The sequence below is a fragment of the Roseivivax jejudonensis genome (genome assembly GCF_900172265.1).
GTDB classification, from domain to species: Bacteria; Pseudomonadota; Alphaproteobacteria; order Rhodobacterales; family Rhodobacteraceae; genus Roseivivax; species Roseivivax jejudonensis.
In genome coordinates, this window is the sequence record NZ_FWFK01000006.1 from 90451 (window position 1) to 116580 (window position 26130).

The 26130-nt window shown below is 70.0% G+C and carries 26 protein-coding genes; 14 read left to right on the forward strand and 12 right to left on the reverse strand.

What is annotated here, in order from left to right; genetic code table 11:
• Positions 1–4 precede the first annotated feature (4 nt).
• The gene (locus tag ROJ8625_RS15950; protein WP_085792922.1) at positions 5–1165 is read right to left on the reverse strand and encodes an efflux RND transporter periplasmic adaptor subunit; all 1161 of its coding nucleotides are present in this window, start codon (positions 1163–1165) and stop codon (positions 5–7) included.
• Positions 1166–1463: 298 nt separating this feature from the next.
• Positions 1464–3257, reverse strand: a complete 1794-nt coding sequence (locus tag ROJ8625_RS15955; RefSeq protein WP_085792923.1) for a thiamine pyrophosphate-binding protein — start codon at positions 3255–3257, stop codon at positions 1464–1466.
• A gap of 195 nt (positions 3258–3452) precedes the next feature.
• Between ROJ8625_RS15955 and ROJ8625_RS15960 the strand changes: the two genes are divergently transcribed.
• From ROJ8625_RS15960 to ROJ8625_RS15970, 3 genes are read left to right on the forward strand one after another with little or no spacing between them, the layout of a single operon-like run.
• The gene (locus tag ROJ8625_RS15960; RefSeq protein ID WP_085792924.1) at positions 3453–4661 is read left to right on the forward strand and encodes a cupin domain-containing protein; all 1209 of its coding nucleotides are present in this window, start codon (positions 3453–3455) and stop codon (positions 4659–4661) included.
• The gene (locus ROJ8625_RS15965; protein ID WP_200813325.1) at positions 4658–6136 is read left to right on the forward strand and encodes an ethanolamine ammonia-lyase reactivating factor EutA; all 1479 of its coding nucleotides are present in this window, start codon (positions 4658–4660) and stop codon (positions 6134–6136) included. Before ROJ8625_RS15960 ends, ROJ8625_RS15965 begins: the two co-directional genes overlap by 4 nt.
• A 3-nt stretch (positions 6137–6139) precedes the next feature.
• Positions 6140–6634: a tripartite tricarboxylate transporter TctB family protein gene (locus tag ROJ8625_RS15970; protein ID WP_085792925.1), complete on the forward strand. Its 495-nt coding sequence runs from the start codon at positions 6140–6142 to the stop codon at positions 6632–6634.
• On the opposite strand, the gene ROJ8625_RS15975 is transcribed toward ROJ8625_RS15970, so the two are convergent.
• Positions 6601–7326 (reverse strand): cysteine hydrolase family protein, encoded by a 726-nt coding sequence (locus tag ROJ8625_RS15975; RefSeq protein ID WP_085792926.1) that lies wholly within the window; start codon positions 7324–7326, stop codon positions 6601–6603. The genes ROJ8625_RS15970 and ROJ8625_RS15975 overlap by 34 nt on opposite strands.
• Before the next feature lie 92 nt (positions 7327–7418).
• On the opposite strand from ROJ8625_RS15975, the gene ROJ8625_RS15980 reads away from it, so the two are divergent.
• From ROJ8625_RS15980 to ROJ8625_RS15995, 4 genes are all read left to right on the forward strand, one after another.
• Positions 7419–8360, forward strand: a complete 942-nt coding sequence (locus ROJ8625_RS15980; RefSeq protein ID WP_085792927.1) for a tripartite tricarboxylate transporter substrate binding protein — start codon at positions 7419–7421, stop codon at positions 8358–8360.
• Between the two features lie 81 nt (positions 8361–8441).
• The gene (locus ROJ8625_RS15985; protein WP_085792928.1) at positions 8442–9947 is read left to right on the forward strand and encodes a tripartite tricarboxylate transporter permease; all 1506 of its coding nucleotides are present in this window, start codon (positions 8442–8444) and stop codon (positions 9945–9947) included.
• Entirely contained in the window at positions 9944–10549 is a 606-nt protein-coding gene (locus ROJ8625_RS15990) for an SAM-dependent methyltransferase (RefSeq protein ID WP_085792929.1), read from the forward strand. Before ROJ8625_RS15985 ends, ROJ8625_RS15990 begins: the two co-directional genes overlap by 4 nt.
• An 81-nt stretch (positions 10550–10630) precedes the next feature.
• A complete protein-coding gene (locus ROJ8625_RS15995; RefSeq protein ID WP_085792930.1) occupies positions 10631–11719 on the forward strand; it encodes an ABC transporter ATP-binding protein in 1089 nt (362 codons plus the stop codon).
• Here the strand turns inward: ROJ8625_RS15995 and ROJ8625_RS16000 are convergent.
• From ROJ8625_RS16000 to ROJ8625_RS16010, 3 genes are all read right to left on the reverse strand, one after another.
• The gene (locus tag ROJ8625_RS16000) at positions 11663–13354 is read right to left on the reverse strand and encodes an ABC transporter permease (protein ID WP_085792931.1); all 1692 of its coding nucleotides are present in this window, start codon (positions 13352–13354) and stop codon (positions 11663–11665) included. The genes ROJ8625_RS15995 and ROJ8625_RS16000 overlap by 57 nt on opposite strands.
• Positions 13351–14343 (reverse strand): ABC transporter substrate-binding protein, encoded by a 993-nt coding sequence (locus ROJ8625_RS16005; RefSeq protein ID WP_085792932.1) that lies wholly within the window; start codon positions 14341–14343, stop codon positions 13351–13353. The genes ROJ8625_RS16000 and ROJ8625_RS16005 overlap by 4 nt, the downstream gene beginning before the upstream one ends.
• 166 nt (positions 14344–14509) lie before the next feature.
• Positions 14510–15991 (reverse strand): DUF2252 domain-containing protein, encoded by a 1482-nt coding sequence (locus ROJ8625_RS16010; protein ID WP_085792933.1) that lies wholly within the window; start codon positions 15989–15991, stop codon positions 14510–14512.
• Between the two features lie 163 nt (positions 15992–16154).
• Here ROJ8625_RS16010 and ROJ8625_RS16015 point away from each other — a divergent pair, with 163 nt between their 5' ends.
• Together ROJ8625_RS16015 and ROJ8625_RS16020 are read left to right on the forward strand one after the other, a co-directional pair.
• Positions 16155–16952, forward strand: coding sequence for an NYN domain-containing protein (locus ROJ8625_RS16015; protein ID WP_085792934.1), 798 nt, complete (start codon positions 16155–16157; stop codon positions 16950–16952).
• A 141-nt stretch (positions 16953–17093) separates the two neighbouring features.
• The gene (locus ROJ8625_RS16020) at positions 17094–17570 is read left to right on the forward strand and encodes a hypothetical protein (protein WP_085792935.1); all 477 of its coding nucleotides are present in this window, start codon (positions 17094–17096) and stop codon (positions 17568–17570) included.
• 56 nt (positions 17571–17626) lie between these two features.
• Here ROJ8625_RS16020 and ROJ8625_RS16025 read toward each other — a convergent pair whose 3' ends face one another.
• Positions 17627–17956 carry a non-heme iron oxygenase ferredoxin subunit gene (locus tag ROJ8625_RS16025; RefSeq protein WP_085793071.1) on the reverse strand — a complete coding sequence of 110 codons (330 nt, stop codon included), beginning with the start codon at positions 17954–17956 and terminating at the stop codon, positions 17627–17629.
• Positions 17957–18276: 320 nt separating this feature from the next.
• Between ROJ8625_RS16025 and ROJ8625_RS16030 the strand changes: the two genes are divergently transcribed.
• From ROJ8625_RS16030 to ROJ8625_RS16045, 4 genes are all read left to right on the forward strand, one after another.
• Positions 18277–18903: a cupin domain-containing protein gene (locus tag ROJ8625_RS16030; protein WP_085792936.1), complete on the forward strand. Its 627-nt coding sequence runs from the start codon at positions 18277–18279 to the stop codon at positions 18901–18903.
• Positions 18903–19505 carry a cupin domain-containing protein gene (locus tag ROJ8625_RS16035; protein WP_085792937.1) on the forward strand — a complete coding sequence of 201 codons (603 nt, stop codon included), beginning with the start codon at positions 18903–18905 and terminating at the stop codon, positions 19503–19505. Before ROJ8625_RS16030 ends, ROJ8625_RS16035 begins: the two co-directional genes overlap by 1 nt.
• Before the next feature lie 67 nt (positions 19506–19572).
• Positions 19573–20553, forward strand: coding sequence for an EamA family transporter (locus ROJ8625_RS16040; protein ID WP_085792938.1), 981 nt, complete (start codon positions 19573–19575; stop codon positions 20551–20553).
• Positions 20465–21511: a LysR family transcriptional regulator gene (locus tag ROJ8625_RS16045; RefSeq protein ID WP_085792939.1), complete on the forward strand. Its 1047-nt coding sequence runs from the start codon at positions 20465–20467 to the stop codon at positions 21509–21511. The genes ROJ8625_RS16040 and ROJ8625_RS16045 overlap by 89 nt, the downstream gene beginning before the upstream one ends.
• Before the next feature lie 22 nt (positions 21512–21533).
• Here ROJ8625_RS16045 and ROJ8625_RS16050 read toward each other — a convergent pair whose 3' ends face one another.
• The 5 genes from ROJ8625_RS16050 to ROJ8625_RS16070 all read right to left on the reverse strand — a co-directional run bounded on the left by ROJ8625_RS16050 (position 21534) and on the right by ROJ8625_RS16070 (position 25721).
• The gene (locus ROJ8625_RS16050) at positions 21534–21776 is read right to left on the reverse strand and encodes a hypothetical protein (protein ID WP_085792940.1); all 243 of its coding nucleotides are present in this window, start codon (positions 21774–21776) and stop codon (positions 21534–21536) included.
• 113 nt (positions 21777–21889) lie between these two features.
• On the reverse strand, positions 21890–22912 hold the full coding sequence (locus ROJ8625_RS16055) for an amidohydrolase family protein (RefSeq protein ID WP_085792941.1): 1023 nt from the start codon (positions 22910–22912) through the stop codon (positions 21890–21892).
• Entirely contained in the window at positions 22909–23610 is a 702-nt protein-coding gene (locus ROJ8625_RS16060) for a 4-carboxy-4-hydroxy-2-oxoadipate aldolase/oxaloacetate decarboxylase (protein WP_085792942.1), read from the reverse strand. Before ROJ8625_RS16060 ends, ROJ8625_RS16055 begins: the two co-directional genes overlap by 4 nt.
• Before the next feature lie 25 nt (positions 23611–23635).
• Complete coding sequence (locus tag ROJ8625_RS16065) at positions 23636–24610, reverse strand: CobW family GTP-binding protein (RefSeq protein WP_085792943.1); 975 nt, start codon at positions 24608–24610, stop codon at positions 23636–23638.
• A gap of 4 nt (positions 24611–24614) precedes the next feature.
• Positions 24615–25721 (reverse strand): zinc-dependent alcohol dehydrogenase, encoded by a 1107-nt coding sequence (locus ROJ8625_RS16070; protein WP_143535150.1) that lies wholly within the window; start codon positions 25719–25721, stop codon positions 24615–24617.
• 112 nt (positions 25722–25833) lie between these two features.
• Between ROJ8625_RS16070 and ROJ8625_RS16075 the strand changes: the two genes are divergently transcribed.
• Positions 25834–26124 carry a hypothetical protein gene (locus ROJ8625_RS16075; RefSeq protein ID WP_085792944.1) on the forward strand — a complete coding sequence of 97 codons (291 nt, stop codon included), beginning with the start codon at positions 25834–25836 and terminating at the stop codon, positions 26122–26124.
• Positions 26125–26130 lie beyond the last annotated feature (6 nt).

The following is a 26130-nucleotide window of genomic DNA, read 5'->3' on the forward strand; positions in this document are numbered from 1 at the left end:
GAGGTCACAGCCGGGGCGAAGGGGATTGCCCTTCGCGCGAGACGGCGGTGCCGTCGGAGATGGTCACCTCGCTGCCCGGGCGCAGGGTCTGGACCCCTTCGATCACCACGGGTTCGCCGGCGTCGATGTCGGCGTCGATCAGGACGGACTCGCTGTTGCGCTGCTGGATCGTGGCGGCGACCCTCCGGGCGGTGCCGTCGCGCACCACCCAGACGAAGGCGCCGTCGCTCGACCATTGCAGGGCGAGCGGGTCGATGGCGATGAGCGTCTCGCCCGGGTAGGTCAGCGCGACAGAGAAGGCCATGCCGGCGCGCAGCCGGTCGTCGGCATTGTCGACCTCGGCCTGCACGCGCAGGGTCCGGCTGGCGCGGTCCACGACGGTGTCGATCGCGCTGATCGTGCCCTCGAGCGTGGTGCCGGCGATGCCGAGCGGCGAGACCTCGATGGCCATGCCGGTGGTGGTCCGGCTGATGACCCGTTCGGGGATGCGGAAGTCGATCACGATGACCGAGCGGTCGGTGATCGTGGCGAGCGCCTCCTGCGCGGCGATGCGGTCGCCGATCTCCACGTCGAGGATGCCGACGACGCCGGCGATCGGCGCCGTCACCTGCCGCTGCTGCAGATCGAAGGTGGCCTCGCGCTCGGCCAGCTCGGCGGTGCGGAGCGCGAGCTGCGCTTCGCGGAAGGCGACCTCGGTGATGGCGCCCGAGGCGCGCAGCTGGTTGATGCGTTCGTTGTCGGCGCGGGCGTCCTCGAGGATGAGGCGCGCGCGCTCCAGCGCGATCGTCTCGGCCTCGTCGTCGAGCCGGGCGACAACGTCGCCGGCCTCCACCCGCTGGCCCGCGGTGATCGGCAGATCGGTGATGAGGCCTACGGCGCGCGAGCGGACGGTGACGGAGCGCACGGCGCGTCCGTCGCCGATCGCGGTCACCCGGTCCTCGAGCATGCGTTCCTCGACCTCGGACACGACGACGGGCGTGCCCTGGTCCGACCCGCGGCCGCTCCGGGCGAGCGCGGCATCCACCGGGGCCATCTCGATCCCGAGCGCGTCGAGGACGCCGAGCCGGTCGAGCATCGGCTGCGAGGCCGGCACATGCGCGATCCAGACGTATAGCGCCCCGCCGAGCACGGCGGCGGAGATCAGCGATTGGCCAATGAATGACATCTGGGGTCGGATCCGCGTCTGTGGCCCGAGACTATCCTCGTCCTGCATCAGTATACGACCGCCGGGGCGATGTGATGCGCCAACACGTTGATGTGATGGGCCGGCGGCGGATCGGCGTGACGTGGATGCGACAGGTCGGCCGGGGCGCGTGGCCCCGCGGCGCGCGCGAGCCCGGCCGCCGCGCGGCGATCCGACGAGGTCTTCCGGGCGCCTCTGCGGAGCGTTCGGAGCCGTTGCCCCTTGGCAGATCGGGGGGTGGCCCGCCCGCCGGGGGCTGGCGGACGGGCCGGGCACCGCCTCAGGCGGCGCCCTTGGTGTTGCGCTTGACCTCCTTCTCGCGGCCCTGGCGCGGGTCGATGTGCACGTCGACGAGGCAGGGGCGGCCGGCACGGAGCGTGGCGACGGCGCTCTGCATCGCGACCTCGAGGCCGGCGAGATCGGTGACCGGGCCGATCGCCTCGACCCCCTGGCCGCGGGCGAGGGCGGCGAGGTCCGGGGCGGGGCCGTCGATCCGCTGGCCGACCCAGGCGTTCGCGGGGTTGCGGCCGCGCACGCGCGCCACGTTCTCCTGGTGCAGCTCGTCGTTGAAGTAGCTGCGGTTGTTGGCGACGAGGAACAGCGCCGGGATGCGATACTTCGCGGCGGTCCAGAGCGCGTTGATGCTCATCAGCGTGTCGCCGTCGCCGAGCGAGCCGACCACCAGCCGGCCGCTGTCGCGCAGCGCGAGCGCCGCGCCAATGGTCAGGCCGGGGCCCGAGCCGATGCCGCCGCCGCCGTCCTTGCCGAGGTAGTCGAGCGGGTGGGTGTGCGGCAGGATGTCGACGGGAAAGCCCCGCGCCAGCGCCGAGAAGGTGATCGGCTGGCCGTCGGCGGCGGTCTTGAGCGCGCGGGCCACGTCGCGGTTGGTGAGCGTGGTGCCGTCCCCCTCGGCCGGGGGGGCGACCTCGGGCATCGCCGGGCGGCGCGGCGCGCCCTCGGGCAGCGCGGCCAGAAGCGCGGCGACCGCGCTGTCGGACGACACGGCAAGCTCCACGTCCACGGGCGGGAGCGCGAAATGCTCCTGGTTCCAGCCGGAGTGAAGCTGGTGGTCGAGGCTCGCGTGCACGATGGCGACGTGGTCGGGCGGCGTGCCGTAGGCCTGCTTCAGCAGCCCGCCGAGATCGGTCCAGCCGAGCGACACGATCAGGTCGGCCTCCTCCAGCACCGCGCGGGCGGGGGCCGAGAGCTTGTTGAACGGCGGGCCCGCGTGCAGCGGATGGGTCGTCGGGACCATCGCGCCGGTCTTGAGATCCGACAGCATCGGCGCGCCGAGCCGTTCGGCCAGCGCGACGCGGGCGTCCATCGCGGCCTCGGTGCGGGCGCCGCGCCCGAACAGCAGGACCGGCCGTGCCGCGCGGGAGATCGCCGCGACGGCCCGGTCCAGCGCGTCGGGGTCCGGCGCGGTGTCGGCCGGCGGCGCGTAGCGCGCGGGATCGGGCAGGGTGGTGCCCGCGGGCAGCGGCGCCTCCTGGTCCGAGGCGTCGAGATTGATGTAGACCGGCCCGCCCGGCGCGGTGTTCGCCGCCTTCCAGCCGCGCAGCATCGCCTCGGGCGTGGCGAGGGCCGAGGCCGGCTGGTCGTCCCACTTGATGAAGTGGCGCACCAGCGCCGCCTGGTCCTGCGTGGTGTGCAGCCAGTCGATCCAGGGGCGCCGCTCGGTCGCGTCCATCGGCCCGGTCGCGCCGAGGATGAGCATCGGCGCCCGGTCGGCGAAGGCGTTGAAGATCGCCATCGTGCCGTGCATCAGCCCGACATTGGAGTGCAGCGCCACCGCCATCGCGCGGCCCGTCGCCTTGGCGTAGCCGTGGGCGATGGCGACGGCATGTTCCTCGTGCAGGCAGACCAGCATTTCGGGGCGCTCGTTGCCGAGGTGGTTCACCAGGCTGTCGTGCAGGCCGCGGTAGCTGGCCCCCGGCGTCAGCGCGATGAACGGGATGCCGAGCCGGCGCAGCATCGCCGCGGGAATGTCGGACCCCCATGACAGCGAATCGTCGATCGGTCCCTCGACCGGTTCGGCGCGCCAGTCGGGGGGCGGAAAATCGGTGCTGTCCATGCGTTCTCCTCCTCGGGGTTGCGTTCCGCCACAGGGAACGCCGGTCCAGAATTACGGCGTCGCGCGGAAAGCTGTCAAAAGATCGCGGGCCCTGCGTGGCCTCTGTTCCCTCATGCGGAATGGCATTCCGCAATGCTTGACGAGGCGTTCCGCCATACGCAATGCTCCGGCCAACAGCGATGGGAGGAGAGCCGCATGCCGCACGATCTGGACGGTGCGCTGCACTGGCACGAGCCGACGAAGGGCGAACGCGCGGGCTTCGGCAAGTTCGGCCAGCCGCAATCGGACTACGACCGGTTCATGGAAGAGGACGGCGTGCCCGTCTTCCGCGGCGTCGGAATCGAGAAGGTGCAGAACCTGCCGCTGCACCCCTGGCCCCGGATGGGCGGGCGCGGACATTACATCCAGCTGCACGGCACCGAGGGGAAGTGGGGCAACTACGTCGTCGAGGTGCCGGCGGCCGGCGCGCTCAACGTCGAAAAGCACATCTACGAGGAGATCTACCTCGTGGTCGAAGGGCGCGGCGCGACCGAGGTCTGGCTCGAGGAGGGCGGCCCGGTGCACACCTTCGAGTGGCAGGAGGGCTCGCTCTTCTCGATCCCGGTCAACGCCTACCACCGCATCGTCAACGCGACCAATTCGCCGGCGCTGCTGCTGGGCGGGACGACGGCGCCGAACCTGATGAACCTGATCGGCGACACGAAGGCGATCTTCGAGAACCCGTTCAAGTTCACCGACCGGTTCTCGGGCGATCCGGACTTCTACAAGCCGAACGACGATCTCGAGCCGGACCCGATCCGCGGGCTCGCCATGCGGCGCACCAACCTCGTGCCGGACGTGATGAACTGCGAGCTGCCGCTCGATAACCGCCGCTCGCCGGGGTACCGCCGGGTGGAGCCGTTCATGACCGGCAACAAGTTCTACCTGTGGATCGGCCAGCACGAGACCGGCAAGTATTCCAAGGCACATGCCCACACCTCGGCGGCCGTGCTCGTCTGCGTGAAGGGCAAGGGCTACACCTACACCTGGCCCGAGGAGTGCGGCGTGAACCCGTGGCAGGACGGCCACGGCGACAAGGTGAAGCGGGTCGACTACGAGCCCGTGGGACTCGTGTCGGCGGCGCCGGGCGGCGCGCGCTGGTATCACCAGCACTTCAATACCTCGAACGAGCCGTTCCGCCTGTCGGCGTGGTTCGGGCCGAACCACCCGAGCCTCGTGACCGGCCTACCGCCGGGCGAGAAGCAGATCGACTACACCGCGATGGACGTCACCGAGGGCGGCACCTCGATCCCCTACTGGATGGAGGATCCGCACATCCGCGCCGAGTTCGAGGCGCATATCGCCCGCAACGGCGGCGAGACGCGGATGGATCCGGCGCTTTACGACAAGCCAGAGGGCGCGTGAACCGGGCGGCCGATATCGGCGATCCGGAGGCGGGCGGCCGGGTCTTCTTCTCGCAGGCGGGACGCAGCCTGATCGAGGAGGACCAGCTCGAGCTGACGAGCGTCGGCGTCGATATCGGCTCGTCGACCTCGCACCTTCTGGTGTCGACGCTGCTGCTCGACCGGCTCGATACCCGCTACGTCGTGGTCGAGCGCAACGTGCGATTCGAATCCGAGATCCTGCTGACGCCCTATGCCGAGGGCAACACCATCGACGCCGAGGCGCTGGGGGCGTTCATCGAGGCGCAGTATGCCCGGGCGGGCATCACGCCCGAGGAGATCGACACCGGCGCGCTGATCCTGACCGGGGTCGCCGCGCGGCGGGCCAATGCCCGCGCCATCGGCGAGCTGTTCGCGGCGCAGGCCGGAACGTTCGTGGCGCTGAGCGCGGGCGACGGGCTCGAGACGATGATGGCCGCGCACGGGTCGGGCGCGGTCGCGCTGTCGAACCGGGGCGGCCCGGTCCTCAACATCGACGTGGGCGGCGGCACGACGAAGATCGCGCTCTGCGCGGGCGGCGACGTGGTGGCGCGCACGGCGCTCGACGCCGGCGCGCGGCTGGTCGCGTTCGACGACGCGGGGCGGATCGCGCGGCTCGAACCGTTCGGCCGGCGCCACATCGCCGATGCCGGGCTGGACGCGGGGCTCGGCGATCCGCTGGCGCCGGAGGCGCGGCGCCGCGTGGCCGAGGCGATGACCGGGTGCATCATCGACGCCGCGCAGGGCGAGGACGTGGACGGCTTCATGCGGTTGCCGCCGCTCGATGCGGCCGAGTCGCCGCGCGTCGTGCTGTCGGGCGGGGCGTCGGAATACCTCGAAGGCGCGGCGGGGCCCGCCGACGACCTCGGGCCGGAGCTGATCGCCGCGCTGGCGGCGCGGCTGGAGGCGATCGCGGCCGAGGTCGTGCCGGCGCGCCAGCGCATCCGCGCCACCGTCGTCGGCGCCTCGCAATATTCGGTGCAGGTCAGCGGCTCGACGATCTTCCTCGATCCGGCCGACGCGCTGCCGCTGCGCAACCTGCCGGTGGTCGCGCCGAAGCTCGACCTCGGGCCCGAGATCGACCCGGACGCGGTGGCGCAGGCGGTGACCGACGCGCTCGGCCGGATGGAGATGGGCGACGGCGAAACGCCGGTCGCGGTGGCGCTGCCCTGGCAGGGCTCGGCGCTCTATGGCCGGCTGAAGGCGCTCGGCGCCGGGCTGGTCCGGGGGCTCGCGCCGCTGATCGCCGCGGGCCATCCGCTCGTTCTGGTGATCGACGGCGACGTGGGCGGGCTCCTCGGGATGCAGATCCGGACGGAGGAGGACGTGCCGGGCGCGATCGTGTCGGTCGACGGGATCGCGCTGTCGGAGTTCGATTTCATCGACATCGGCGCGGTGATCCGTGCCACCGGGGCCGCGCCGGTCGTGGTAAAGTCCCTTCTGTTTCCGGAGGCCTGAGACATGTCCGAGACCGCCCCGCGCAAGATCCGCTCGATCTGGCCGCCGCTGCTGCTGATCGCGGTGTCCGTGGGCTACGTCGTCTGGGCGCAGCGCTACGGCGCGACGCCGCGGATGATGCCGACGATCGTCGGCGTGGCGACGGCGATCCTGTCGGTGCTCGACCTTCTGTCGCGGTTCGACAACGGGCTTGGATCGGCGCTGCGCGCCGCGCTCGGCGCGGATTTCCGCAACCGCGAGATGGCGCACGACCCGCCGCTCCGGAGCGAGGCGGCGATGCTGGGCTGGATGCTCGTCGCGATCGCGGCGGTCTGGGTCATCGGCCTGTTGCCGACGGTGCCGCTCTTCATTGCCGCGTTCATGCGGGTGTGGGGCGGGCAGTCGTGGCGCGCGTCGCTGCTGACAGCCGCCGGCGTGCTCGTCTTCGTGGTCCTGGTGTTCGAGGTGCTGCTCGACTACTCGCTCTATCGCGGCATCGTCTGGGAGACGCTGGCGTGATCCCCGGACAGAAGCGCGACCGCCGCCCCGGTGTCGACGAGATCGGCATATTTGGCCTGCAGGTCGAAGAGCGCGAGCGCGTGGCTCGACTCGAACCGGTCGAAGACCGCGTCGGCGACGACGAGGCAGGGCAGGTCGCGGTTGTAGGCGTCGACCGCGGTGGCGCGGACGCAGCCCGAGCTGGTGCAGCCGGCGACGATCACGCCGTCCGCGCCGAGCGCGGCGAGCCGGTCGTCGAGGTCGGTGGCCCAGAACGCGCTCGGCTTCGACTTGCCCAGCACGACGTCCCCGGGCGCGGGGGCGAGCGGGGCCACGATCTCGTTGCCGGCGGGGTCGTCCTCTGCGCCGCGGGCGGTCTTGGTCCGGCGCGCGGCGAGGCGCGCGGCGTCGCGCCGCGTGTAGATCACCGGCACGCCGGCGGCGCGCGCGGCCGCGATCAGCTGCGCGATGCGCGGCACCGCGGCCCAGGCGGCCGGCCCGCAGGCGGTGCGGACGGCGCGCGCCGCGCTCACCGCGTCGGCGCCCTCGGGGCCGCAGAAATCGTAGGTCATGTCGATGACCAGGAGCACCGGGCGCGCCGGGCGCGGGCCGTCGGCGCCGTAGCCTGCCACCTCGCGCACGCGCCGGTCGGCGTCGGTGAGGAATGCCTCCCACGGCGCTGCCGGGGTCGTCGTATCATCAGGTCGGGTCATGCGCGGAGCATGGCCCGGACCCAACCGGAAACACAAGAAGCCGCCGCATGCAGACAGGCAAGGCGGACCGTCCCATCAGAGAGGAGACTGACATGAGACATCTATCCCTGCTCACCGCGCTTGCCGCGCTGGTCGCCGCGCCGGCGCTGGCGCAGGACGACTGGCCGTCCGAGCCGATCACCTTCGTGGTGCCCTACAGCCCCGGTGGCGGCTTCGACGAATACGCCCGCGCGGTCGCGCCCGAGATGGAGCGCATCCTCGGCACCGAGGTGGTGATTGAGAACATTCCGGGCGCCGGCGGCCAGCGCGGCGCCTCGACCGTCTACCGCGCCGATCCCGACGGCTACACGATCGGGATCTGGAACGTGCCCGGCCTGACCGTGCCGCAGCTGATGGGCCAGTCGTCGGGCTACGACCTGACGGACGTGACCTGGATCGGCAACCTCGCGACGTCGCGCTACGCGCTCGCGGTGCAGCCCGACAGCGGCTACGAGAGCCTCGAGGACCTGTGCAGCATGGGCGAGCCGTTCAAGCACTCCGATACCGGCCCGGCCTCGACCTCGTCGGTGACCGCGCGGATCGCGATGAGCCTGATCGACTGCCCGATCCAGAACATCACCGGCTACAAGGGCTCGACCGACACGATCATCGGCCTGATGCGCGGCGAGGTCGACGCGACGATCAAGCCGATCGCGTCGCTCTACAACTACGCCGAATCCGGTGACGTGAAGATGCTGATGACGCTCGAGGACGAGCGGTCGCTGCCGGACGTGCCGACCTCGACCGAGCTCGGCTACGAGGATTTCGCCAACTTCACCCTGCGCCGGATCGTCGGTGGCCCTCCGGGCATCCCCGCCGAGATCCAGCAGCGGCTGTCGGATGCGCTGATCGAGGCGGCCAATTCCGAGGCGGTGCAGGAATGGTCCGAGAGCTCGAACCGTCCGCTCGACCCCGTCGGCTACGAGGAGGCGTCGGCCGAGATGACCGAGCTGATGGACTTCTACACGCAGTACAAGGACGTGCTGGCCGAGTGAGCCGCACGACCGCCGACCGGGGCGCGCGCATCACGCGCGCCCCGGAGCTTTTTCCGATCGGCCCGCTCTGGAACGGAACACATGGGATTTGACGCTCTACTAGACGCGCTTCTGACGGTCGCCACCGGCGGCTCCGCCATCTACGTGCTGCTGGGCGTGATGCTCGGCCTGTGTTTCGGGGTGATCCCGGGGCTCGGGGGCACGACCGCGCTGGCGCTGCTGATCCCGGTGACCTTCACGATGGAGTCGCTCGACGCGATGTACCTCGCGGGCGGGGTCATGGGGGCCACCTCCTTTGGCGGGTCGCTGACGGCGATCCTGCTGAACACGCCGGGCACCGCGCCGAACGCGGCCACCACCTTCGACGGCTATCCCCTGGCCAAGCAGGGCAAGGCCGGCCTCGCCATCGGGGCGGCGGCCACGGCCTCGGCCTCGGGCGGGGTGCTGGGGCTGCTGACGCTGCTCCTGGTGATCCCGATCGCGCGCGATCTCGTGCTGGCCTTCGGGCCGGCGGAATTCTTTCTGCTGACGATCCTCGGCCTCGCCGCGATCGCGGTGTCGGCGCGGGGCAAGCTGTTGCGCGGGCTGATCGCCGGGGGCGTCGGCCTGATGCTGGCCTTCGTCGGCTCCGACACGGTGTCCGGCGAGCTGCGCTTCACGCTGGGCAGCGACTACCTCTGGGACGGCATCCCGCTGGTGCCGGTGCTGACCGGGATGTTCGCGCTCAGCCAGATGATCGAGCTCGGCCTCAAGGGCGGATCGGTCGCCGCAGCGATCGAGGAGGGCCAGACCCGCATCGCCGGCATCCGCGACGGCGTGGTGTCGGTGTTCCGGCACTGGACGGTGCTGGTGCGGGGATCGGCCATCGGCACGCTGATCGGGGCCATTCCGGGCCTCGGCGGGACGGTGGCGTCGTTCATCGCCTACACCTCGACGGTGCAGAGCTCGCGCGATCCCGAGAGCTTCGGCAAGGGCAACATCGTCGGGGTCATCGCGCCCGAGGCGGCCAACAACGCCAAGGACGGCGGGTCGCTGGTGCCGACGGTGGCCTTCGGCATTCCCGGCAGCGCCGAGACGGCGCTGTTCCTGGGGATCCTCGTGCTGCACGGCATCGACCCGGGGCCGTCGATCCTTCTGGACAACCAGCGCGAGGTCTACGGCCTGATCGTGGCGCTGACGCTGTCGGCGATCGGCGCGTCGATCCTCGGGCTGATCTTAGCCCGATGGCTTGTGCTCATCACCTTCATCAACGTGCACGTTCTCGTGCCGGTCGTCGTGACCGTGTCGCTTACCGGGGTTTTCGTGCTCGAGGGGCGGATGGGCGACGTGATCCTCGCCATGGTCATGGGGATCGTCGGCTACCTGATGCTGCGCTTCGATTATCCGCGCCTGACGCTGGTGATCGCGCTGGTGCTCGGGGAAACGGCGGAGCGGTCGTTCCACCAGACCCAGATGATCAGCGACTATGATATGCTCGGCTTCATGGCGGCGCGGCCGCAATCGCTGATCCTGATCGCGCTGATCGTTCTGACGCTGCTGCTGCCGGGGCTCCGGCGGCTGCCCGTGTTCCGGAGGAAGGCCGCATGAGCGAACTCGAGCGGTGGGAGGGCCGCTTCGCGGCCGAGGAGTACGTCTTCGGCACCGCGCCCAACGCCTTCCTGTCGCGGCAGGCGGACCTTCTGAAACCGGGGATGCGCGCGCTCAGCATCGCCGACGGCGAGGGACGCAACGGGGTCTGGCTGGCCGAGCAGGGGCTCGAGGTGACGTGGCAGGATTTCTCGCCGCGCGCGCAGGACAAGGCGCAGGCGCTGGCCCGGGCACGGGGCGTGACGCTCGACTGGGTGCTGTGCGACCTCGAGGACTTCGCGTTTCCGGACGCCGCCTACGACGTGGTCGTCGGCGTGTTCTTCCAGTTCCTGGCTCCCGAGGCGCGCGCGCGGGTCTTTGCCGGCATGCGGCGCGCGCTGAAGCCCGGCGGCCTCCTGCTGATCGAGGGCTACGGCCCGAAGCAGCTGGACTATGGCACCGGCGGGCCGAAGGCGCTGGAGAACCTCTATACCGAGCCGCTCCTGCGCGAGGCGTTCGGCGACATGGCCGATTGCCGGATCATGGCCTATGACGCGGAGGTGTCCGAGGGCGCCGGGCACGCGGGCATGTCCGCGCTCGTCGACCTCGTGGCCTGGAAGTAGGGCCGCGCCGGCGGGCAAGGCCCGCCCTTGACTGTCGCGTCCGCCGCCCCGACACAGACCGCGGTGCAGGAGAGGTGACGCATGGCGGTATCGCTGACCGACATCCGCAAGACCTTCGGCGATCGGGCGGCGGTCGACGGCGTGACCGCCGAGATCGAGGATGGCGAGTTCTTCGTCGTGCTCGGACCCTCGGGCTGCGGCAAGTCGACCCTTCTGCGGATGATCTCGGGGCTGGAGACGCTCGACGGCGGCAGGGTCGCGCTCGACGGGCGGCCGGTGGCGGGGCCGGGCACGCACGTGCCGCCCGAGGCGCGCAATGTCGGCGTGGTGTTCCAGTCCTACGCGCTGTGGCCGCACATGGATGTGCGCGACAACGTGGCATTCCCGATCGAGAGCGCGGGCGGCGGCCGACGCGCGGCCCGCGCCGATGCGGAGCGGCACCTCGCGACGGTGGCGCTGGAGGAGTTCGCGGCGCGCCGGCCGGCGGAGCTTTCGGGCGGCCAGCGCCAGCGCGTCGCGCTCGCGCGGTGCCTCGCGGGCGGCGCGCGGACGATCCTGATGGACGAGCCGCTGGCGAACCTCGACCCGCACCTGCGCGCCAGCATGGAGGAGGAGATCCACGCCTTTCACCGGCGGGCCGGTGCGACGACGCTGTATATCACGCACGACCAGCGCGAGGCGATGGCGCTCGCGAGCCGCGTCGCCGTCATGGCGCGCGGCCGGTTCCAGCAGGTCGCGACGCCGCAGGCGCTGCACGACCGGCCCGGGACCGAGGAGGTCGCGCGCTTCATCGGCCGCGCCGCCGTCCTGCCGGCGACGCTGGAGGCGGACGGGCAGGCGACGCTGGCCGGTCAGCGCGTGGCGGTGGCGACGGCCGGACCGACGGCGCCGGGCCCGGTGTCGGTGGTGATCCGCCCGGGGGACGTGCGGCTCGGCGACGGGCCGCTGACCGCGCGGCTGGAGCGGGTGTTCTACCGCGGCGGCGCCTGGGAGGCGATGGCCGCGGTCGAGGGACTGCCCGAGGCGTTGCCGGTGACGAGCGCGCGCCCGCTGCGCACGGGTGAGACGGCCCCGCTGACGCTGACGGGCGGCTGGGTCCTGCCGGCGCCGGCGTCAGAGACGCCAGGGCACGACGCCGGGCGGCAGACGCTGTCCGAGCCGGTCGAGTAGCGTCATCAGCGCGATCGTCGCCAGCACGGTGATCGACGACATCGCCGCCGCCAGCGTGGTGTAGCCGCCGTCCTCGTAGTTGAAGATCGTCGTTCCGATGGTCTCGTTCCCGCGCGACCACAGGAGCGCCGACACCGTGACCTCGTTGTAGGCGGTGAGAAAGACGAGGATCGCGCCCGAGGCCGCCGCTGGCGCGAGAAGCGGAAGGTGCACCCGCCAGAGCCGCCGGCCGAAGCGCGCGCCGGATACGCGGGCGGCGTCGTCGAGCGCGGGATCGAGCTGGCCGGCCGCGGCGGCCACGGGCTTGAGCCCGACGGCGAAATAGGCCGTCAGGTAGGCCAGCAGGATCAGCGCCAGCGTGTTGTAGAGCGACACGCCGATGCCCGGGATCGGCCGGATGTAGACGAGGATGAACGCGATCGAGATGACGATGCCGGGAATGGCGTAGCTCATCTCGGCCAGAGTCGCGACGCCGCCGCCGGTCGCGCGCCCGAGCCGGTCGCGCCGCGCGCCGAAGAGCGCCACGAGCGCCGACAGCCCCGCGAGGGCCAGCGCCGCCGTCCCGGCCAGGAGCGTGGAGTTGAAAAAGGCGCGGGCCGGCGCGCCCTGGCGCAGGAGGACCTCGGCGAAGTTGTCCCATGTCAGGCTCTGCAGGGTCAGGGGCACGCCGTAGGTCGGCACCAGCGCGGTGGCGACGAGCGACGCGAGTGGCAGCGCCAGCACGCCCGCGACGAAAAGCGCCAGCGCCGCCTCGACCCCCGGCCGGGCGCGGCCGAGCGCGATGCGCAGCGCCGGCTGCGGCGGGCCGATCAGCCCCGAGCGCGCGCGGCGCTGCAGCCAGCCCTGCAGCGTCACGGCGAGGACCGCGACCACCGCCAGCATCATCGCGAGCACCGCCACGTCGGTCAGGACGCTGGGTCCGAAGCCCGCGAGCCGGCGCCAGATCAGCACCGGCAGCGTGACGTAGCGGCCCGGGATGCCCAGAAGCGCCGGGATGCCGAAATTGCCGAGCGCCGAGACGAAGGCGAGCGCCAGCGCCGCGATCAGCGACGGCGCGAGAAGCGGCAGCAGGATCCGCCGCAAGAGCCGCGCCGGTCCGGCCCCGGCGATGCGCGCGGCCTCGATCACCTCGCGCGGGAGGCCGCGCAGCGCGGCCAGGACCACGAGAAAGACGAGCGGCGTGTGCTGAAGGGTCAGAAGGCCGATCACTCCCTCGCGGGAATAGAGCGGGTGCGCGACGCCGATCTCGGGCTGCAGCCCGACCCAGCCGAGCACCGGGCTCGACGGCCCGAGCGCCTGGATCCACGCGATCGCCGTGACGTGCGGCGGGATCATCATCGGCAGGAGCAGCAGGAAGACGAAGACGCCCTTGGCCCGTAGATCCGTCAGCCCGATGACGAAGGCGAGGACCGTGCCGAGGACGAGCGCGCAGAGCGCCGAGACCGACGCGCTGTCGAGGCTGTTGAGAAGCGCGCCGCGCGCCGCGTCCGACCCCAGCGTCTCGACGATCGGGCCGGCCCCGCCTGCGAGGCCGGTCGAGAACAGCCGCGCCAGCGGCAGCACGAACAGCGCCGCCGCCACCGCGAGGAGCAGGGCGAGGGCGAGGCCCTCGCCGCGGGGTCGGCCGACCCTCACCCGCCGAAGGTCTCGGCGAACCGCTCCTTGTTCTCGGCGTCGTTGGCCAGCGCCTCGGCCGGGTCGAAGGTGATGACCTCGATGCCCGAGCGGTCGGGGAAGTAGTCGGGCGCGGCCACGTCGGGATGCGCCGGCAGGTAGCCCTGCCGCGCGGCCAGTTCCTGACCCTGCTCGGACAGCAGGAAGTCGACGAAGGCCTGCGCCGCCTCGACGTTCTGCGCCGTCTCGAGGATCGCCACCGGCTCGGTCACCGCCGAGACGCCCTCTTCGGGGAAGACGAAGCCGACCGGCGCGCCGTCCTGGATGTTGCGCAGCGCGAGGAAGTCCACGACGAAGCCGTAGAGCGCCTGGCCGCCGGCGACCGCCTGGTAGGTGCCGCCGTTGCCGCCCTGCGCGATCGCGCCCTGTTCGGCGAGGCCCTCGTAATAATCCCAGCCGAGATCGGGCAGGCCGGTGAGCGACACCATGTGGATCGTCGCGGCGCCCGATTCCAGCGGCGAGGGCATGACGATGTTGTTCTCCGCCGCGGGCTCGAGCAGGTCGGCATAGCTCTCGGGCACCATCTCGGCAGCCTCGTTGTAGACGATGCCGGTGGTGATGAGCTTGGTCGAGAAGTAATAGCCCTCGGGGTCCATCAGCCCGTCGTCGTAGGCCGAGACGTCGGCGTCGGGATAGGCCATGAGGCGTCCGTCCCGTTCGAGGCTTTCCATCGTCACCGTGTCGGCGATGAGCAGCACGTCGGGCTGCGGCTGGCCGGCCTCGAACTCGGCGCGCAGGCGCGCCATCATCTGGGTCGTGCCGTCGCGGACCCATTCAACGTCCACGTCCGGATAGACCTCGTTGAAGGCGTCCACGGTCTGTTGCGCGTCCTGGTCGGGCTGCGAGGTGTAGAGCACGAGCGTGCCGGACACGGACTCGTCGGCGTCCTGCGCGAGGGCCGGACCGGCCAGCGCGGCCGTCACGAGGGCAAGGGCGGCGGTGCGATGCATGGATCTCTCCCGAAGTTGTTCCGGTGACGCGCTACCAGCGGGATGTGACAGGTCTGCGACTGTCGGGGTGATCGCAAGCTCGCGCCGCCGGTGCAACACCGTCGCGGGCCGGCGCCGCCGGTGCCGGGTCGCGCGCCCGGGCGGTGCGCGACCCGGTGAGCGTTGGTCAGCGATAGACCATGTCGATGCTGTCGAACGCGCCGCGCTCGAAATCCTCGATGAAGGCCTCGTGGTCCGCCTTCAACCGGTCCGCCGTCTCGACCGTGAAGTGCAGGAGATCCTCCACGAAAAGCTCGCGCGGCTTGCACGCGGCGAGGATCGACGGCTCCACGTCGTAGTCGACCTGGCCGAGGTCGTCCGACAGCGCGTGCGCCTGCGCCAGCGCCTGTCCGCAGACATGGGCGTAGTCGCGCCATGTCGACTTGGACAATTCGTCGAGGTCGATGTCGTCGCGGAACGGCGCGCGCTCGCGGCTCATGAAGCTCTCGCCCCCGATCTTGACCGCGCCGAAGAACACGTCGCCATGCGCGAGCTGCACCTGCTGGCCGTGGGCGATGCGCTCGCCCTTTTCGCCCGCGTCGAAATCCGACGGCGGGGTGAGGCCGGCGAGCGCCGAGCGGCGCGCCTTCTTGAACTCCACGATGATGTCGTCGGTGGCGTTCTTCGACGGGCCCTCGAGCAGCACGTAGTAGCGCGGCAGCCCGAGCGACGACGTGCCCTGCCCGTGGCGGACGCACACGTCCTTGACCTTCAGCTCGGGCGAGCGGTCCGGCACATCGAGCTTGTTGGCCTTGGCGAGGTCGTTCACGGCCTTCTGGAACGTGTCGATCTCCGACGAGATCGGCTGCAGCTCGTCGTCGGCGCGAAAGCCCTTGCCGGACGGCTTGAGGTAGTCGTCCCAGAGCCAGTCCTTGCGCTCTTCCCAGGCTTCCTTGAACAGGCGCTGGATCACCTTGGGCGAGTTGTCCATGCGGAAGGCATCGGCCTTTTCCGTCTCCTTCGCGGCGTATTGCTCCATCGCCTCGAGATAGCCGTGGACGAAGGCGCGGACGATCTTGCGGCGCTGCTTGCGGCTGAGGTCGCCCTCCTCCTGTGCGGCGACCCAGAAGCCGACGGCGGCGCGCTTCATGTCCCAGGTGAACGGGGCGTAGATCGCCTCGTCGAAGTCGTTGACCGAGAAGATCGGCACGCCGTCACGATTCGGCATGACGCCGAAATTCTCGGGGTGCACGTCGCCGAGCGCCAGCACGGTGGGCATGTGCGCGTCGGCGCCGACCATGTCGCGGTAGAACAGCAGCTGTGTGCCGCGGAAGAAGCTGAAGCGGGACTTGGCCAGTTTCTCGAACTTCGTGCGCGCGCCGTGCGACTGCGCCTCGATCCGGTTCTGGTGATCCTCCCGCAGGGTGGAGCGGACGTGGTGGCGCCGGTCGATCCCGGTCAGCAGGTTCGGCGGCACGATCTGCTCGCCGTTGGCGATGCGGGTGGCGAGATCGCGGAACGATTCGACCCGTCCGTCGGACTTCACCACCGGCTGGACGATCTTTTCGTCCCCGCCGGATTTGGACCCGGATCCGGACGCGCGGGACGTCGTCCCGGTCTTCGCGGATGTCTTCGCGGGGGTCTTCGCCTTGGTCTTGGTGTCAGCCATGCGTCGCTCCTATCGCCGTGAGGTGCCAACGTGCCGGCCAAGACGCGGGTTCCGGCGCGGTGGGCGCGTCGCGATGGGGCGTTGGGAGTCGGGACCGTCCGATCATCGTAGACAATGGCGCCTTCGCGCTGCCAGATGAAGCGCGAGAAAAAGCGGGGTTCCGATGGCGCACGAGCAGAACCAGACGCTGGCGTTGTTGATCGACGGCGACAATGCCACGCCATCGATCGTAGACGGATTGCTGGCCGAGATCGCGAATTACGGAATTGCGAGCGTAAAGCGAATATACGGGGATTGGACAAGCCCCCGGCTCTCGACCTGGAAGGACTGCCTGCTCGAGCACTCGATCCAGCCAATTCAGCAATTCGCCTACACCAGCGGCAAGAACGCGACCGACGGGGCCATGATCATCGACGCGATGGACTTGCTCTACACGGCGCGGTTCTCGGCATTCTGCATCGTGTCGAGCGACAGCGATTTCACGCGGCTCGCCTCTCGGGTCCGCGAACAGGGTGTGGCGGTCTATGGCTTCGGTGAGCGCAAGACGCCTCGGGCCTTCATCGCCGCATGCGACAAGTTCGTTTTTTTCGATGTGCTGATGGCGCGGGACAGCGGCCAATTGCTGTCGGAGCAAGGCGTCAACGACAGCCGAGTTTCCTCTCCTGGCCAACAGGCGGTCAAGGCGGCCTCCGGAGGACCGGCACTCGACATCGCTGCGGTCGATATGCTGGCACAGGCCATCGTCGCGACGGCGGAAGAGGACGGTCGGGCCAACCTTGCCGGGGTGGGGTCGCATCTTGCCAAACAGATGCCTGACTTTGACGCGCGAAACTTCGGATTTCCGCGTCTCACGGATCTGGTGCAGGCGTCGGGCATCGCCGAAGTCGAGCGCGGCGGCCAAAACCCCACAATCGTTCGAGTGCGTCTTCGCCCAGACTACAAGACCAGCCAACGCGGCTAGGAAGACGGCGAGCGCCGTGTCGGCGGGTTTCCGGCTGTCCCGGGGCTTATCCTCGTGCGCCCCGCGACCGGCCGCGGCGCCGTACCCATTCGCGCCACAAAGCGGGTGTAGGAGGCGGGCGGATCGACGGGAGGATGGTTCATGTCACATGTCGCAGCGCCTCGGCGCGCCGTGTTCGGGTGGTCGGGGTTCGCCGTCGGTGCGGTCGCGCTCGTGCTGACGCTGGCGACGCTCTGGTCGGGGCCGTTCGCGGCGTCGCAGAGCGCCGGCGTCACGGTGGGCGAGCTGGCGACGGAGATCGCGCAATCGGCGGCGCGGTCGCTGGCCGGCGTGCCGCAGCCGGCGCCGGTCGCGGAGCCGCGGACGATCGACGATCACCTCGCGCTGGCGGTCGGCATCCTGTCGGGGCTGGCCATCGCGCTCGGCGTCGGTGCGGTCGTGCGGCGGGAAGGGGCGCGGGCGGCGGCCGCGGGGATCGCGCTCGGCGGGCTGGCGGTCGGGCTGCAGCTCTTTGCCTGGACGGTCGCGATGCTCGTGGGCGCGGTGGTGATCTCGGCGGTGATCTACGCGCTGCGCGACGCGTTCGGAGACCTGTTCGGCGGGCTCTTCGACGGCTGAGCCCGGGGCGGGTCCGCGTGGCGCGGGCCGGCGCGGTGGCGCGCCGGCCGCGGGTCTCATTCGTCCTTCGGGGCCTCGATGACCACGGCGGTGTCGTGGGGCACGACCTTGTAGGTCTTGACCGCGAGGATGCAGGGCGGGGCCACAACCTCGCCGTTGCGGATGTCGAACTGGCCGGCGTGGAAGTCGCACTCGATCACGTGGCCCTCGAGATAGCCCTCGGACAGCTCGCCCGGGCCGTGGGTGCAGGCGTTGTCGGTCACGTAGAACCGGTCCTCGACATGATAGACGGCGAGTTCGAGATCGCCCTTGTCGACGCGGATCACCTCGCCCTCGGGCACCTCGTCCTTGGGGCACAGCTCGATCAGGTTGTCGGTCTGAGACATCATTCCTCCTTGTCGTCGTTCGGCGGGCCGGGACACGATCGTGCCCGGCCCGCCATCGCCCGGCTGCACCGGACAGTTAGGGCTTGATTAGAAGAACGTTGTTCCGCATGCAAGAAAATGTGCCACGTTTTTCCGCTCCGCGGGACGGACGCGACGGCAGGGGCGATCGCGGCCGGCCGAGATAACTTGCATGAAAATCAGGTGCTTGCTCGTTCACGGACGCGCCGTGTCGCGTCCGGACGGGCAGGCGTTCCGCATGACAGAAAGTTGTTCCCCTTTTCGCGGCTTGCTACAAGATCCGCGAGAGAGGAGGCCCAGCCATGGACAAGAAGACCGACGACGCCCCGCAGGCCGAGGCCGAGACCGCCGAGGACGGCACCGAGATCGGGCCGAAGGGGTACTATCATTCCAACAAGAACCGCATCTTCGTCCGCGCGATCCAGGGCGAATACAATCTGCAGCAGAAGCTCGACGAACTGCGGGCGCAGCCGCGCGTGCGCAAGGCGCGCGAGATCAAGTTCGTCGACGGCCCGCAGGCCTACAGCCGGCACTACGTGGAGCCCAAGGACAACATCACCCAGCTGTTCCACATCCACCTCGAGGAATACGGGCCGGGCGGCAAGAGCCAGAAGCACGGCCACGTCAACGAGGCGGCGTTCTACATCCTCGACGGCGCGGGCTACGAGATCCACGACGAGCAGCGCTACGACTGGCAGGCCGGTGACGTGGCGATCGTGCACAACAACTGCGTGCACCAGCATTTCAACGCCTCGGACACCAAGCCCGCGCGCGCGCTCGTGCTGAAGACCAAGCCGATGTTCATGTTCATGAACATGCTCTTCCAGAAGACGGTCGAGCCGCGCTCGACCGAGCCGGCGCCCGGCGGCGAGGACTTCGAGGTCCGCGAGGAAGAGGACGATCACAACCATCCCGAGGGAGGCTACTGATGGCGTGGGGAGAGACCTCCGTCTGGATCGACGGCACCGAGAACGCGCCGCTCTACCAGGATCTGCTGGATGACGCCGCGGCGCGGCCGGCGCGCGACGCCGAGCGCAAGAAGATCATCCGCCCGAACGAGATGCCGTGGGAGATGTCGCGCCAGGGGCTTCTGAAGCATCTCATCAACGAGCAGATGAACACGCGGATGGAGACGGTCGACGCCTACATGCAGATCGTTCCGCCGGGATCGAAGTCGGGCAAGCACCGGCACCTCGCGGAAGAATGCCTCTACGTGCTGGAAGGCCGCGGCTACGACCTGCACCAGGATTGCGACGTCGAGATCACCGACGAGTATTTCTGGAAGCCGCAGGAGGAGGTGAAGCGGTTCGAGTACGAGGCGGGCGACGTCGTCTACGTGCCGCCGAACACGATTCACCAGCACTTCAACGCCGATCCCGACCGGCCGCTTCGGCTGATCTCGACGATCAACCGCATCTTCAAGCAATGCGGGCTGAACGATCTCGAGCAGATCGAGAACGCGCCGGAATACGATCCGTCGCTGACGCTGACCCCGGAGGTCATCCGCGGCTTCCTGCGCGGCGAGCGCTGACCGGCGCGGGCCGCCGGCGCGGTGCCGCCGGGGGCCCGCCGACCCCTTTCACATTCGGAATCCCGTCATGTTCGGTGCGTTGCTCGCCTTCGCTTCGGCGGCCTTCTTCGGCCTCAACAACGCCACGGTGCGCCGCGGCGTGCTCAAGTCGACCGTGCTGCAGGGCATGGCGATCACGGTGCCTCTCGGGGTGCCTCTCTTCGTGGCCTGCGCGCTGTTCATGGGCGGGTTCGAGGCGATGGCCGGCTGGCCGGTGCCCACCTACCTCTGGATGATCGCCGCCGGCGTGATCCACTTCGTCGTCGGGCGCTACGGCAACTACCGCGCCACGCAGGCGCTGGGGGCGACGCTGTCGACCCCGGTGCAGCAGCTGTCGATCCTGATCGCGCTGGTGCTGGGGTTCATGTTCCTCGGCGAGACGGTGAACGCGGTGAACGTGCTGGGCATCGTTCTGGTGATCGTCGGGCCGATGATGCTGATGCGGCGCAAGCGCGCGGTGACGAAGGCCGGCAGCGCCAAGGCCTTCGTGCCGGAGTACGGGCCGGGCCTGTTCTGGGGCGCTGTCTGCGCCTTCGGCTACGGCACCTCGCCGCTGTTCATCGCGCTCGGGATCGAGGCGGCGGGCGGCGACCTCGCCGACGGGGTCGCGGGGCTTCTGGTGTCCTACGTCGCGGCGACGCTGGTGGTCGCGGTGCTGGTGCTGCTGGCGGGCGGCCGGAGCTACATGCAGGGGCTCGACGGCGGCTCGCGCGGGTGGTTCCTCGCGTCGGCGCTCTTCGTGGCGCTGTCGCAGCTCTTTCGTTATCTCGCGCTGGCGGTGGCGCCGGTCGCGGTCGTGGTGCCGATCCAGCGGTTGTCGGTGGTGTTCCGGCTGATCTTCAATGCCATGATCAACCGCGAACACGAGGTGTTCGACGCTTGGGTGATCGCGTCGATCCTCTTGGCGGTGCTGGGGGCCGTTGCACTGGCCGGCGACACCGCCATGCTGCTCGGGGCGCTCGGCGTCGGGCAGGACGCGATCGCGGTGCTGTCGGCGCCGCTGGTCTGAGGCAGATGCGCCGCGCGGGTTCGAGGAGGGCAGGGCGATAAACGTCAAGCAGCTGATCTATTTTCGCAAGGCGGTGGAGACCGGGAACCTGACCCGCGCCGCGCAGGAGCTGAACGTGGCGCAGACCGCGCTCGGGCTGCAGATCCGCAATCTCGAGCAGGAGCTGGGCGTCACGCTGATCGAGCGGTATTCGCGCGGCGTGACGGTGACGCCCTGCGGCGCGATCCTGAACCGGCATGCCGCCGAGATCCTCGAGCGGATCGACGCGGCCAAGGCCGCGGTGCGCGCGCGGGCCGGGCTGTCGACGGCGACGCTCCGGTTCGGGCTGACGCCGAGCATCGTGCGGCTCGTGGGCGACGCGATCCTGCAGGAATTCGCGCCGATGCTGGGCGGGACGGAGCTGAACCTGGTGGAAGAGTTCAGCTTCATCCTCGCGCAGCAGATGGCGCAGGGCGAGCTGTCCTGCGCGCTCAGTTACTCGGCCGACACCGATCCGCGCTACGACCGGCGGGCGCTGCTGGAAGAGGACCTGTTCCTGATGGTGCCGGGCGACGATCCGCAGGGCGGCGCGCCGGTCGCGTTCCGCGAGATCGCGGGCTACGACCTCGTGCTGACGGCCAAGCAGGACGTGCTGACGAAGAGCGTGGAGGAAATCGCGGCACGGCTCGGCGTGACGCTCAACATCGCCTACCAGGTGCAGTCGCTGCGGGCGGTGAAGGATCTGGTGGTCAAGCGCGCGGCGGCGACGGTCATGCCCTTCGGCGCGGCCGAGGGCGAGATCCGCAGCGGGCTGATCGTGCCCCGGCCGATCGTGTCGCCGTCGGTGGTGCGGACACTGGTGTTCCTGTCGCCCAAGGACCGCGAGGCGGCCGGGCTGGGCCCGGAGGTCGATGCGTTCGTGGATGCGATCGCAGAGCGCCTGCATGCGGCGCCGGGCCCGGTCACGCGGCGGCTGTGACCGCCGCCGGACCGGAAAGCGTTCAGGCGTCGCGGTTCTGGAAGACCGCTTCCATCGCCACGCGCGGCAGGTCGGTGCGCGCGATGCCGAGCTCGGCCAGTTCCGCGTCGCTCTTGGCGGCGAGGCGGGTGTAGATTGTGTACGAGCGGTAGCCCGACACGAGGCCCAGCGGGTCGAACTTGAACTTGCGTGGCGCGATCGCCGAGACGATGTCACTCAGGCTGCGGGTTTGGGAGGTCCCGGCGTCAAACGTCGAAATGGTCATAACAGTTTCCCCTTTTGCTGCAGTGCAATATAACCTCGTCCGGCGACCGGACAAGCCTGCAAAACAAGGCGGATAACGGCTATGTCGCTGGTGCAATACGCCGGCGGCGCGGGTCAGAGACCCCGCGCCGCGAGCGCCTTGTCGAGGCGCGGATAGACCCGCCGGGCATTGCCCTCGAACACCTTGGCGCGGTCGGCCGCGTCCAGCCCGAGGTTGTCGATGTAGCGCTTGGTGTCGTCGAAGTTGTGCCCGGTCTCGGGATCGACGCCCTTGACCGCGCCGAACATCTCGGACGCGAAGAGGATGTTGTCGATGTCGATCACCTCGAACAGGCAGTCGATGCCGGCCTGGTGATAGACGCAGGTGTCGAAGAACACGTTGCGCATGACATGCTCGCGCAGCGGCGGCTTGCCCATCATGTCGGCGAGGCCCCGGTAGCGGCCCCAGTGATACGGCACCGCCCCGCCGCCATGCGGGATGATGAGCCGCAGGTCCGGGAAATCGGCGAACAGGTCGCCCTGCAGGAACTGCATGAACGCCGTCGTGTCGGCGTTGATGTAGTGCGCGCCGGTCATGTGGAAGTTGGGGTTGCACGAGCCCGACACGTGGATCATCGCCGGCACGTCGAGCTCAACCATCTTCTCGAAGAACGGATACCACGCGCGGTCGGTCAGCGGCACGCCCGTCCACATCCCGCCCGAGGGATCGGGGTTCAGGTTGCAGCCGACGAAGCCCAGGTCGACGCAGCGCTCCAGCTCCTCGATCGCGTTGGCGATGGGCGCCTGCGGGTTCTGCGGCAGCTGGCAGACGCCGATGAAGTTGTCCGGAAAGAGCTGCACGACCCGGTGGATCATGTCGTTGGACAGCCTCGTCCATTCCTTCGACATCGCCTCGTCGCCGACATGGTGGCCCATGCCCGACGCCCGGGGCGAAAAGATCGTCATGTCGCCGCCGCGCTCCTTGAGCGCGCGCAGCTGGTTGTCGGCGATGGAGCTGCGGATCTCGTCGTCCGGGATCGCCTCCAGTTCGGGCTTCGGGTTGGCCTTGGGGTCCTCGAAATGCGCGATCTGCGCCTTGCGAAAGTCCATGAAGGCCTTGGGTTCGGTCGTGTAGTGCCCGTGGCAGTCGATGATCATCTGCGCCCTCCCTCGTAGTCGGCCTGGGTCATGTAGGTCAGGCCCTTTTCGGCCAGTCGCGGCCGCATGTCGTTGATGTCGATGCCGAGCTCGCCCGCGGCGTAGCGCGCGCGCACCGTCTCCTCGCGCTCGATGCGCGCCTGCGCCTTTTCCGCCACCGACGCCGCGTCGGCGCGCGGCACCACGACGACGCCGTCGTTGTCGGCGACGATGACGTCGCCCGGGTTCACCAGCGTGTCGCCGCAGGAAACCGGCACGTTCACGTCGCCCACGGTCTCCTTGACCGTGCCGTGCGCGCAGATCGACCGCGCCCAGACCGGAAAGCCCATCTTCTCGAGGTCGTCGACGTCGCGGCAGCCGGCATCGATGATGAGCCCGCGCACCCCCTTGTTCTGGAACAGCGTGCCGAGCAGATCGCCGAAATAGCCCGAATGCGCCTCCGCGATCGGGGCGGCGACGAGGATGTCGCCCTCCTGCACCTGCTCGGCGGCGACGTGGATCATCCAGTTGTCGCCCGGCGGGAGCGTGCAGGTGACCGCCGTGCCGCTGATCGGGCCGGTGCGGAAGATCGGGCGCAGGCGCTGGTGCATCAGGCCGGTGCGGCCCTGCGCCTCGTGCACGGTGGCGACGCCGTAGCGCCCGAGCGCATCGGCGGCGGCGCGGTCGGCGCGGGTGATGTCGGTGACGCAGATCGGCATGGTCTCTCCTTCGGTCAGGGGGCGATCAGGCGGGCAGGCGGGCGCGGCAGGCCGACAGGCCCGCCCGCAGCGCGTCGGGGTCGAGGTTGCGGCCGATGAAGACGAGCCGCGAGCGATGCGGCGGTGGCGTTTCCCAGGGCGTGGTGAAATCGCCCTCGAGCAGCATGTGCACCGCCTGCACCACGAGCCGTCGCTCGTCGCCGGCGGCCCAGAGGATCCCCTTGGTGCGCAGGATGTCCTCGCCGCGGACGCTCAGAAGCTCGGTCAGCCAGGCCTCCACCGCGACCGGGTCCAGCGGCGTGTCCTCGGTCAGCGACACCGACCCGATGCCCGAGACGTGGTCGTGCCCGTGGGCGTGGTCGTGGTCGTCCAGTGGCTCCAGCCGCTCGGCGACCCGGTCGAGGTCGAAGCCGTGGGTGTCGAGAAGCGCGCCCGGATCGACGCGTCCGCGGTCGATCCGGTGGATCGGTGCGAAGCGGTTGAGCGCGCGCAGGCGGGTCTCGGCGGTATCCGGGTCGGGCGCGTCGGACGCCTTGTTGAGCAGGATGACGCTCGCCAGCGCGGCCTGCTCGGCGGCGTCGCGGTGCTCCGCCACCTGTGCGGCGACGTGGTGCGCGTCGGCCACCGTGACCACGGCGTCGAGCCGGCACTGCGCCGCCAGCACCTGGTCGGCGGTGAAGGTCTGGATGACCGGCGAGGGATTGGCCACGCCGGTCGTCTCGATGACGATCCCGTCGAGCTCCGCCGCGCGGTCCAGGAGCCGCCGCAGCGTGCGGATCAGGTCGCCCCGCACGACGCAGCAGATGCAGCCCGAGCTCAGCTCGATCAGCTCCTCGTCGCCGCTCTCGATCAGGTCGCCGTCGATCCCCGCCTCGCCGAACTCGTTGACGATCACCGCCAGCCGGCGCGTGTCCTGCGCGAGCAGGTGATTGACCAGCGTCGTCTTGCCGGCGCCGAGATAACCGGTCACCACCGTGACGGGGAGGCGGGCATCCTCCACCGCGTCATTCCCAGGGCATCAGCGAGACGTGGATCGTCTCTCCGGAGGCGCCGACGGCCTTGATCGCGTCGTGGGTCTGTTCCAGCCCGAAGCGGTGGGTGGTGATGAGGTCGAGCGGGAAGCGGTCGGAGTTGAGCTGCTGCAGGCCGAGCTCGCAGCTTTCGTAGTTGTGCCCGCGCGCGGCCTTCACCGTGATGTACTTGTTGGCGATCTTGCCGAACGGGAAGTTCGGGAACTCCGCCAGCCCCTCGCCCTGGATCAGCAGCGTGCCGCCCTTGCGCTTGAGCGCCTCGATGCCGAGCAGCGTGGGAATCGTGCCCGCCCCGGCTGTGCAGTCGAGCGCCACGTCCACGCCCTCGCCGCCGGTGATCGCGCTGATCCGCTCGAGCGGGTCCTCCTCCTCGACGTTGATCGTGTGGTCGGCACCGAGCTGCCTGGCGACCTCGAGGCGCTTTTCGTCCTTCGACGTGCCGGTGACGATGATCAGCGACGCGCCGGCCTGCTTGCAGGCGACGACCTGGCTCAGCCCCTGCTGGCCGGGCCCCTGCACCAGAACGCGCGAATTGTAGCCGACCCCGCAGTCGAACAGCGCCCACTGGATGCCGTTGGCCATCGGCGTGACGACACCGGCGAGTTCGGCCGACAGCCCGTCGGGCACCTTGTGCAGCACGGCGTTCCACGGCAGGTACATGTACTGCGCGAAGCCGCCCCAGAGATGCGGCGCCCGCGTCATCGGCGTGTAGCCGAAGCGGATGCCCTCGGGGTTCTTGCGCCAGTCCGTGGCGATGCAGAGCCGGTAGTCGCCGCGGTGGCAATGTTCGCAGTTCATGCAGCCCACGTAATGCTCGGCGAAGACGAGGTCGCCCTCCTTCAGGCCGCGCCGCTTCTGGAAGGTCTTGCCGGCCTTGGCGATGCGGCCGATGTTCTCGTGACCCATGATCACCGGCTCGTCGATCGGCGGCTTGGAATAGAACTTCACGTCCGTCCCGCAGATGCCCGCCACCTCGACCTTGAGCAGCGCCGCGTCGTCGGGCACGTCGGGCATGTCGAACTCGCGGAACTCGGTCACCTCCGGGGCGGTGCGGACCGCGGCAACTACTTTCTCGGCCAAGGGCGGGCTCCTCCGTCTCTGTCGTTGACGAAGGGGTAGCAAAGAGCCAGACTGCATTCAAGAACGTGGTTCCGCATGACGGAACAATGAGGCGAAGACCCCGGGGAGGGCGATGTTCCAGAGGCTGTCGGGCGATCCCGCGACGCTGCCGCACCTGCGGCGGATCGAGTCGGCGGTGCGCGCGCGCTTCGGCGTGCCCGACGACGCGCTCGTGCTGGTGCGCGAGGAGCGCACGCGGCTGCCGGGCGTTCCCGCGCGCGAGACGCTGGTGCGCTTCTGGATCGGCCACGCGCGCTACCGCCTGCGGGTGTTCAAACCCCTCGCCGAGGTCGGCGAGGCCGACCTGCCCGTCGCGTGGCTCCTGCCGGGCCTCGTCGACGACGGCGACCCCGATTGCTGCTGAGAGACC

What these genes read in the sequence shown, in the direction of transcription:
- ROJ8625_RS15985 (WP_085792928.1), top strand. Translation starts at nt 8,442, where the DNA reads ATGGGATTTGACGCTCTACTAGACGCGCTTCTGACGGTCGCCACCGGC.
- ROJ8625_RS16075 (WP_085792944.1), top strand. Translation starts at nt 25,834, where the DNA reads ATGTTCCAGAGGCTGTCGGGCGATCCCGCGACGCTGCCGCACCTGCGG.
- ROJ8625_RS16060 (WP_085792942.1), bottom strand. Translation starts at nt 23,610, where the DNA reads ATGCCGATCTGCGTCACCGACATCACCCGCGCCGACCGCGCCGCCGCC.
- ROJ8625_RS15980 (WP_085792927.1), top strand. Translation starts at nt 7,419, where the DNA reads ATGAGACATCTATCCCTGCTCACCGCGCTTGCCGCGCTGGTCGCCGCG.
- ROJ8625_RS15970 (WP_085792925.1), top strand. Translation starts at nt 6,140, where the DNA reads ATGTCCGAGACCGCCCCGCGCAAGATCCGCTCGATCTGGCCGCCGCTG.
- ROJ8625_RS15995 (WP_085792930.1), top strand. Translation starts at nt 10,631, where the DNA reads ATGGCGGTATCGCTGACCGACATCCGCAAGACCTTCGGCGATCGGGCG.
- ROJ8625_RS16050 (WP_085792940.1), bottom strand. Translation starts at nt 21,776, where the DNA reads ATGACCATTTCGACGTTTGACGCCGGGACCTCCCAAACCCGCAGCCTG.
- ROJ8625_RS15950 (WP_085792922.1), bottom strand. Translation starts at nt 1,165, where the DNA reads ATGTCATTCATTGGCCAATCGCTGATCTCCGCCGCCGTGCTCGGCGGG.
- ROJ8625_RS16030 (WP_085792936.1), top strand. Translation starts at nt 18,277, where the DNA reads ATGGACAAGAAGACCGACGACGCCCCGCAGGCCGAGGCCGAGACCGCC.
- ROJ8625_RS16020 (WP_085792935.1), top strand. Translation starts at nt 17,094, where the DNA reads ATGTCACATGTCGCAGCGCCTCGGCGCGCCGTGTTCGGGTGGTCGGGG.
- ROJ8625_RS16015 (WP_085792934.1), top strand. Translation starts at nt 16,155, where the DNA reads ATGGCGCACGAGCAGAACCAGACGCTGGCGTTGTTGATCGACGGCGAC.
- ROJ8625_RS16040 (WP_085792938.1), top strand. Translation starts at nt 19,573, where the DNA reads ATGTTCGGTGCGTTGCTCGCCTTCGCTTCGGCGGCCTTCTTCGGCCTC.
- ROJ8625_RS16005 (WP_085792932.1), bottom strand. Translation starts at nt 14,343, where the DNA reads ATGCATCGCACCGCCGCCCTTGCCCTCGTGACGGCCGCGCTGGCCGGT.
- ROJ8625_RS15960 (WP_085792924.1), top strand. Translation starts at nt 3,453, where the DNA reads ATGCCGCACGATCTGGACGGTGCGCTGCACTGGCACGAGCCGACGAAG.
- ROJ8625_RS15990 (WP_085792929.1), top strand. Translation starts at nt 9,944, where the DNA reads ATGAGCGAACTCGAGCGGTGGGAGGGCCGCTTCGCGGCCGAGGAGTAC.
- ROJ8625_RS16025 (WP_085793071.1), bottom strand. Translation starts at nt 17,956, where the DNA reads ATGTCTCAGACCGACAACCTGATCGAGCTGTGCCCCAAGGACGAGGTG.
- ROJ8625_RS16055 (WP_085792941.1), bottom strand. Translation starts at nt 22,912, where the DNA reads ATGATCATCGACTGCCACGGGCACTACACGACCGAACCCAAGGCCTTC.
- ROJ8625_RS16010 (WP_085792933.1), bottom strand. Translation starts at nt 15,991, where the DNA reads ATGGCTGACACCAAGACCAAGGCGAAGACCCCCGCGAAGACATCCGCG.
- ROJ8625_RS15955 (WP_085792923.1), bottom strand. Translation starts at nt 3,257, where the DNA reads ATGGACAGCACCGATTTTCCGCCCCCCGACTGGCGCGCCGAACCGGTC.
- ROJ8625_RS15975 (WP_085792926.1), bottom strand. Translation starts at nt 7,326, where the DNA reads ATGACCCGACCTGATGATACGACGACCCCGGCAGCGCCGTGGGAGGCA.
- ROJ8625_RS16035 (WP_085792937.1), top strand. Translation starts at nt 18,903, where the DNA reads ATGGCGTGGGGAGAGACCTCCGTCTGGATCGACGGCACCGAGAACGCG.